This window comes from Rhizorhapis sp. SPR117, assembly GCF_021742065.1.
In genome coordinates this window covers 1-5,505 of sequence record NZ_JAKKIE010000116.1, presented here as the reverse complement: position 1 = coordinate 5,505, position 5,505 = coordinate 1, and the positions used below count along the sequence as shown (strand labels likewise).

The 5,505-nt window shown below is 63.2% G+C and carries 10 protein-coding genes; 1 reads left to right on the top strand and 9 read right to left on the bottom strand.

Annotation, left to right across the window (positions count from 1 at the left end; all coding sequences use genetic code 11):
* Window positions 1-224 precede the first annotated feature (224 nt).
* The 3 genes from L3X40_RS20800 to L3X40_RS20790 all read right to left on the bottom strand — a co-directional run bounded on the left by L3X40_RS20800 (window position 225) and on the right by L3X40_RS20790 (window position 2,176).
* The gene (locus L3X40_RS20800; protein ID WP_067109875.1) at window positions 225-410 is read right to left on the bottom strand and encodes a YdcH family protein; all 186 of its coding nucleotides are present in this window, start codon (window positions 408-410) and stop codon (window positions 225-227) included.
* A 123-nt stretch (window positions 411-533) separates the two neighbouring features.
* On the bottom strand, window positions 534-1,079 hold the full coding sequence (locus L3X40_RS20795; RefSeq protein ID WP_067109824.1) for a hypothetical protein: 546 nt from the start codon (window positions 1,077-1,079) through the stop codon (window positions 534-536).
* Between the two features lie 62 nt (window positions 1,080-1,141).
* Window positions 1,142-2,176, bottom strand: a complete 1,035-nt coding sequence (locus tag L3X40_RS20790; protein ID WP_237367270.1) for a deazapurine DNA modification protein DpdA family protein — start codon at window positions 2,174-2,176, stop codon at window positions 1,142-1,144.
* A 28-nt stretch (window positions 2,177-2,204) separates the two neighbouring features.
* Here L3X40_RS20790 and L3X40_RS20785 point away from each other — a divergent pair, with 28 nt between their 5' ends.
* Entirely contained in the window at window positions 2,205-2,699 is a 495-nt protein-coding gene (locus L3X40_RS20785; RefSeq protein WP_067109831.1) for a hypothetical protein, read from the top strand.
* 43 nt (window positions 2,700-2,742) lie between these two features.
* Here the strand turns inward: L3X40_RS20785 and L3X40_RS20780 are convergent, their stop codons facing one another.
* The 6 genes from L3X40_RS20780 to L3X40_RS20755 all read right to left on the bottom strand — a co-directional run.
* Complete coding sequence (locus L3X40_RS20780; RefSeq protein WP_237367269.1) at window positions 2,743-3,249, bottom strand: thermonuclease family protein; 507 nt, start codon at window positions 3,247-3,249, stop codon at window positions 2,743-2,745.
* A gap of 53 nt (window positions 3,250-3,302) precedes the next feature.
* Window positions 3,303-3,749, bottom strand: a complete 447-nt coding sequence (locus L3X40_RS20775; RefSeq protein WP_092959492.1) for a hypothetical protein — start codon at window positions 3,747-3,749, stop codon at window positions 3,303-3,305.
* Window positions 3,750-3,914: 165 nt separating this feature from the next.
* On the bottom strand, window positions 3,915-4,364 hold the full coding sequence (locus L3X40_RS20770) for a GNAT family N-acetyltransferase (RefSeq protein WP_237367268.1): 450 nt from the start codon (window positions 4,362-4,364) through the stop codon (window positions 3,915-3,917).
* A 74-nt stretch (window positions 4,365-4,438) separates the two neighbouring features.
* Complete coding sequence (locus L3X40_RS20765; protein ID WP_092959487.1) at window positions 4,439-4,717, bottom strand: type II toxin-antitoxin system TacA family antitoxin; 279 nt, start codon at window positions 4,715-4,717, stop codon at window positions 4,439-4,441.
* Between the two features lie 133 nt (window positions 4,718-4,850).
* Entirely contained in the window at window positions 4,851-5,057 is a 207-nt protein-coding gene (locus L3X40_RS20760; RefSeq protein WP_092959485.1) for a hypothetical protein, read from the bottom strand.
* A 40-nt stretch (window positions 5,058-5,097) separates the two neighbouring features.
* Window positions 5,098-5,505 (bottom strand): DUF6927 domain-containing protein (locus L3X40_RS20755; protein WP_445177226.1); only part of this gene is annotated, 408 nt, incomplete at its 5' end.

Genomic DNA, 5,505 nt, shown 5'->3' with positions numbered 1-5,505 from the left:
AGATGGCGCTCCCTTCGCCAGTCTTGAATCCGATCCGCGCGGAAAAAGGAATCCCTTAAATGTCCACACGCCTTAGTAAGGCCAATTCGGGTTTCAAGAGGTTTTTTTGCTGGTCGAGGCGGACCTGTGATCGCAGTCTCAGCTTTGGTCTCGAAACACCGCGATGCGGGTCGCGTCTCCTGGCGCAATGGCGGAGCCGATCCCTCGGCTCCGCCGCCTATGCCTCAGCCGAACCGGCTATCGGGCAGGTCGACGCACTCGGCCGCCATCTGGTCCTTGACCGCGAGCTTCAGCTTCTTGAGCCGCGCGATCAGCACTTCATCGGGTCGAACCTGGCGCTCTTCGCGCTGAATCTCGGCGTCGAGACGGGCATGCTCGCGCCGAAGATAGTTCAGGTGATTGTTGGACATCGCCATCTCCATGCCAAAGTTGAGGATGTTCGCGCCCAGGCGGGCGCACCTGATAGAATAGGAACGCTCCCGGTGGGATTTCAACAGCTTCGCACACATCAATCGGCACGAGCTGCACCACGATCAGTTCGAGCGCGCCGTCAGCCAGACCCCTTCGCCCGCAAGAAGCAAATCGCCATTGACGTCGACGATGCCCGCGGCGGGACCGTTTACCAGCCGCATCACCTGATTGTGCACAGTGAGCCGCGCGCCCGTGCAGGCGCTACCGTCGCTGCTGCTCGCGTTGGAGATCAGCGACAGGCCTTCGCGTTCGCGCCGGATTACAGCGCTCACCACGCCGCATCCGGTGTCGATCCGAACCTCGTTGCCGGCGATCGTGATGCGGGAAGTGGGATCGCTGACGCGATTCTGGATCGGCTCGCCATTGAGCGAAATCGCCGTGCCGGCATAGCGCGTCGGCAACGGCCGGGCCGCTTGTGACGGTTGACCTGCGCAAACGGTTCCCAGGTGGCGCGCGAGGAGGATAATCGCTGGATCGCTTTCGAGATCGAGGCCGGCGTTGCGGCAATCGGTGATGGCGGCGTGGATTGCGTGCAGCGTCGTGCCGATCATGACCAGCGCGCTGGGATCGAGCGCTTGGCTGTAGCGGAAAGCGAGATCATAGCTCATGGGATCCTCCGGGCCTCGAGCGGCTCTCCCGCTCGCACCCCCGGTCCCCCTCCCCCTCGCCTTCAGTCCGCTGGCGTTTCGCTGAAGATGTCGGCCGCCCACTGCTCGACCCACCGGGCAGTCATTTCGTCATGGTCGAGGTCGCCGGTTTCGATGAGGTCGCGTATCTCGCGGCGCGCCTGTGCGATCGCCCGCTCCCAGGGGTCTGCCGGTTCGGGCTGCGGCGGCATCTCTGGTTGCATCGGCAACCGCCGCGAGGGCCGGTCAAGGCGAGCGTGCTGTCTGCATAACCACAGCGCCATATGGTCCGCCACCATGCGGTCGGTCTTGGGCTGACCACAACGTCGCGCGGCGTTGCGCGCACTGACACCATAGGCCTGACTGTCGATCGAGGCGACGCGATGGGCGAAGGCGGTGAGATAGGGGATGGCGTCGCCCTTGACGCCGAAGAGATGCAGACGGGTCCGCCTTGGCAGGATCTGGTCGAGACGATCGACGACGGCGATCAGTCCATCCGCGCCATGGACGGGACGCCGGCACATACTGCCGACACCAACGAGCCCGGTACGCTCAATCATGTGCGCGAGCGCCTCGGCGCAACGCTCATAATCACCGGGATGACGTCCCTGAATGACCGGCATGAAGGTAGCATCGATCCCGGCATCTTCGGCACGCAGCCGGCATTCGATGTTGGCGCGGATGGTGCGGGACATGCGGTCGAGCACCTCGTCGCGATCGCCGGCCACTTCCTGCTCGACGCAATAGTCGAGGCTGGCCCACCAGCGGAACGGGAAGGCCGCGGCCAGGCGGACATAGTCATCGACCGTCCAGGGATAGCTCCCATAGGTCACCATTGCGCTGAACCCTGCGCTGTCGAGACTGAGGCTGTGTAGACTTCGCGCGTTCGCCAGTGGCCACGTGGTCCAGCCAGCCCATTCGCGCCAGCCCCTTTTCCTGGACCATCGCGAAAGGGCGTTCGCGGAAACCAGGACGGGCTGCTGAAGCTCCCGGGCGCGGCGCAAGAGCGCTCCAACGGCAAGATGCGGCAGACCCACCATGACATCGATTGAATGCGGCTTGACCGAACATTTGTTCATGATACGTTCCATTCAAGGGAGATTCTCAATGACCGACCAGGCCGTCCGCTATTTTGAACCGTTCGATCTCGATGTGACGCTGCGCGATGCCGCGCTCGACGATCAGAACCGCCCGACCCGCCGCATGCTCGCCAACGCGGCGATCGGCATGCATGTCGAGGATGCCTATTATTCGGTGCGCGAACTGCGCGAGGCGGTGTCCTGGATCCATGAGGGGGAGACAGGGGGCAAACGCAAGCTCGCCTCGATCCTCAGCAATCCGGCAGGGGACGACTTCCAGCGCTGCATCTATTTCTGCCTGGCCGGACGCGGCGTCGTCGAGATGATCGACGATCTGATGTGGCTGGAAGAACTGCTCGAAGCGCGCGGCCGCGTCGCTGGCGACATCCACCGCCGGAAGATCAGGGCACGTCCGCTGGTCTCGCCTTATGTGGCCGACGAACCGGATGGCCCGGTCGTCGCCTCAACCGAGAACTTCAGGCAAGGCCGTTCCTGGTGGGCTGATCCCGGCCTCACCGCCTGACGGGGCTTCCCCGGTCTTCGCGGCAAGCCGCCAGGCTTGATGGTCACCGCTCACAGGCGAGGCGGTCGCCGCGGCGCCACCGAACCGGCTCGATCCACTGGCCCGCGAAGGCTCCAGCCTTGCTTCTCTGCGCGGCGGCAAAGGCTTCGGTATATTGCTTCGCGCGCGCCGGATCGGTTTTCAGGAATTCAGGTTGGGGAATGGCAAGGCCCGCGCGGATCAGTGTCTCTCCAAGATCGCGGCCTTTCACGGTGACAGTCGCCACCGGCCGGCCATAACTGAAGCGGCGAGTGAGCCGGATCTGGGCGTCGGCTTCGCCTAGGACCCGCGCGGCATGATCCTGCGCCGCCTTGCCACATTCCCAGCACGACTGCGCCCGTTCGCAAAGCTGACGGCGCTCGAACGCGTCGACACCGAGAAGACGGAAATCGGCTGCAATCGTGTCGCCATCGAGCGCCCGGGCCGACGCGGTGAAACCCGGCTCGCTGAAGGAGGCGCCCTGGACGTCCCAGGTAGAGACAAGGAGGATGAAACACAGAAAGCGGTACATCCGATATCTATGACAAAGGGTGCGGATCTTTACCATTGCGTCGATCGCAAAGATCAGTCGGCCGGAAACCAGCCGAGCGTCGGGGTGCGCGCGTCAGCGCGGCTTTCGAACTCGGCGATGTTGGCGATGGTCCAGATCTTTCGGGATCCGCGGGCAAGGTCCGCGTAGCCGCCATAGGTGCGGCCGCCATGCTCGATAAACTGGGCGTGGATGGACTGGGTTGCCGCTTCGGAGAGGAAGAAGCCCGCAGCGCCCCTGATATATTGCGGCGGGAGGACGCCTATCATCGCGTCATAAAAACGGCGCGTGATCCGGTTGAGTGGGAATGACGCCAATATTTCGGCCAACGAGCGTTCGAAATAGGTGTCGGTGGGCTCGACGATGGCGTCAGGATGGCGATCGCGGTGGCGCACCAGAAGCGCGGCAGCTTCCTCCCTGCTGTGTGCGTAGTCGAGGGGGAATTTCGAAGACCGCGCAGTGATGTAAAAGTCGGTGCTCATGGCGGATCCTTAGAGCTTGGAGAACACGGCTATTCACCCCCTCTCCTCTTGCCATGGGTCATGATCGGCGGGATTATGGGCTTGACCACGTCGCGGCGGTGGCCAGCACTCGGATTGGCTTTGCTCCAAGAGACATGAATGGAAGGGGGCCATGGCCACCTCTAGTCAGAGAAGGCCCTTGGCCTTGAGGTCGGCCGCGAAGGTGGCGAGCGGCATGACCAGCGTGAGCGAGCGCTTTTGAAGCGGCTCGGCCCCGTAGCTGGCATACCATTGTGCCGCGCGCTCGTCCTTGGCGTCGATAATCAGCAGCACGCCGCCAGCCTCGGCCGCAATCCGCAGGCAGCGCAGCGCCACAGCCGCGAGGAGCTGCCCGCCCAAGCCCTGGCCTGCGACAGTGGCATCGGTTGCGATCCGAGCCAGCTTGAATCCCGAAACTTCGTGCTGGGCCAACCCCTTCGTCATCGAGGTCGGCACGGCCTCGTGCGCCACGGCGGAGGGCGCAACGGTATAGAAGCCGAGCACCCGGTTGGGTGTGGACAGGTCGATCGCGCAGAAAGTCTTTGAGGCGTTCCGTTCGTGGCTTTGGCGCGCGTAGCGTCGGAGAAAGGTGTTCATCGTCGGATCGCCACAGTCGAAGGACTGACGATCATGTGATTTAGCGATTGCCTCCTCTCTCCAGGCGGGCAACGTCATAGTGTGTCAGGCAGCGCTGCCATGGCCGCTCGCAGCTTCGCGTTGGGCTTGGGCGGGTTTTCCAGCAATTCGAGCACCCGCGCGTGATCGCGCGCCGACAAGCGTAGGACCTCGGCCGCCTCGATCACGGCTTCGGCTTCACGCAAGGCGGTCTGCGTCACGAAGTTGGTCAGATCAGTGTTGCGCAACGCGGCGGCGCGCACGAGCTTGGCCTTCGTTTCCGGCGAAACCCGCAGATTCATGCGCTTGTTGTCATCTATGGCAGCTTGGGGCATCTCCGTATTCCTCGTAGATCGTACGTGTTCAAGATGTACGTGATCCCACCATGATTTTCAAGATCGTACATCTTGATGGCGTACGAGAGCAACCCAGACACGCTCCCTTCCCATATGGAGTGCTGCGAGGGCTTCAGGCGACCATCTCAAGGACGATCAGGCCCGGCGACGCAGGGTCGGTAGAGACGCGAAAAGGCTGCAGCGGGTCACTGGTGCGCAGGATGCTCACCTTGCCCGGCGAATGATCGAAAATCCGGCCGGCGACCCGCAGGGCGTTCTCACGGCTGCAGAGCAGCCGGCGCTTGGGAGACAGGCAGTTCCTGTCGATGGCAATGGTCATGGCATGATCCCCTTCTTCGCGAGGATATTTGGACTGGCGTTCAGGCGAACAGCGTCTTGTGGACTTTGGTGACCGGCACGATCGTCCAGGCGCGCTGCATGAGGCGGCTGATGCGGTAGAAGCAGCCATTTTGCGGATCCCGAAGCACCAACCTCCGGCCGCGCTTGCAGACGACGAATTCCTGCGCAACGTTGCCGTCTGTAAAGGTCAGCGGCTCAGGAAGCCGAATGCGATCCCCGTCCGAAAGTTTGCGGGCGCGGAGCACAAGGTTCGCTCGGCAGCGGGCGCGCCAGTCGAGCGCGTATTCGTGGTCTGTCGGGCTGAGCAGATCAAGGACCGCGGCGGGGCAGTCGGACTCGCACGGCCCCATATTTTCGCTCAGTCGGGTAGGATTGGTGCTGCTCATGGAGTCAGCCCTGATCCCCCCGCCGAACCGCACGTGCAGCTT

What these genes read in the sequence shown, in the direction of transcription:
- L3X40_RS20775 (WP_092959492.1), bottom strand. Translation starts at nt 3,749, where the DNA reads ATGAGCACCGACTTTTACATCACTGCGCGGTCTTCGAAATTCCCCCTC.
- L3X40_RS20785 (WP_067109831.1), top strand. Translation starts at nt 2,205, where the DNA reads ATGACCGACCAGGCCGTCCGCTATTTTGAACCGTTCGATCTCGATGTG.
- L3X40_RS20770 (WP_237367268.1), bottom strand. Translation starts at nt 4,364, where the DNA reads ATGAACACCTTTCTCCGACGCTACGCGCGCCAAAGCCACGAACGGAAC.
- L3X40_RS20760 (WP_092959485.1), bottom strand. Translation starts at nt 5,057, where the DNA reads ATGACCATTGCCATCGACAGGAACTGCCTGTCTCCCAAGCGCCGGCTG.
- L3X40_RS20800 (WP_067109875.1), bottom strand. Translation starts at nt 410, where the DNA reads ATGTCCAACAATCACCTGAACTATCTTCGGCGCGAGCATGCCCGTCTC.
- L3X40_RS20765 (WP_092959487.1), bottom strand. Translation starts at nt 4,717, where the DNA reads ATGCCCCAAGCTGCCATAGATGACAACAAGCGCATGAATCTGCGGGTT.
- L3X40_RS20795 (WP_067109824.1), bottom strand. Translation starts at nt 1,079, where the DNA reads ATGAGCTATGATCTCGCTTTCCGCTACAGCCAAGCGCTCGATCCCAGC.
- L3X40_RS20790 (WP_237367270.1), bottom strand. Translation starts at nt 2,176, where the DNA reads ATGAACAAATGTTCGGTCAAGCCGCATTCAATCGATGTCATGGTGGGT.
- L3X40_RS20780 (WP_237367269.1), bottom strand. Translation starts at nt 3,249, where the DNA reads ATGTACCGCTTTCTGTGTTTCATCCTCCTTGTCTCTACCTGGGACGTC.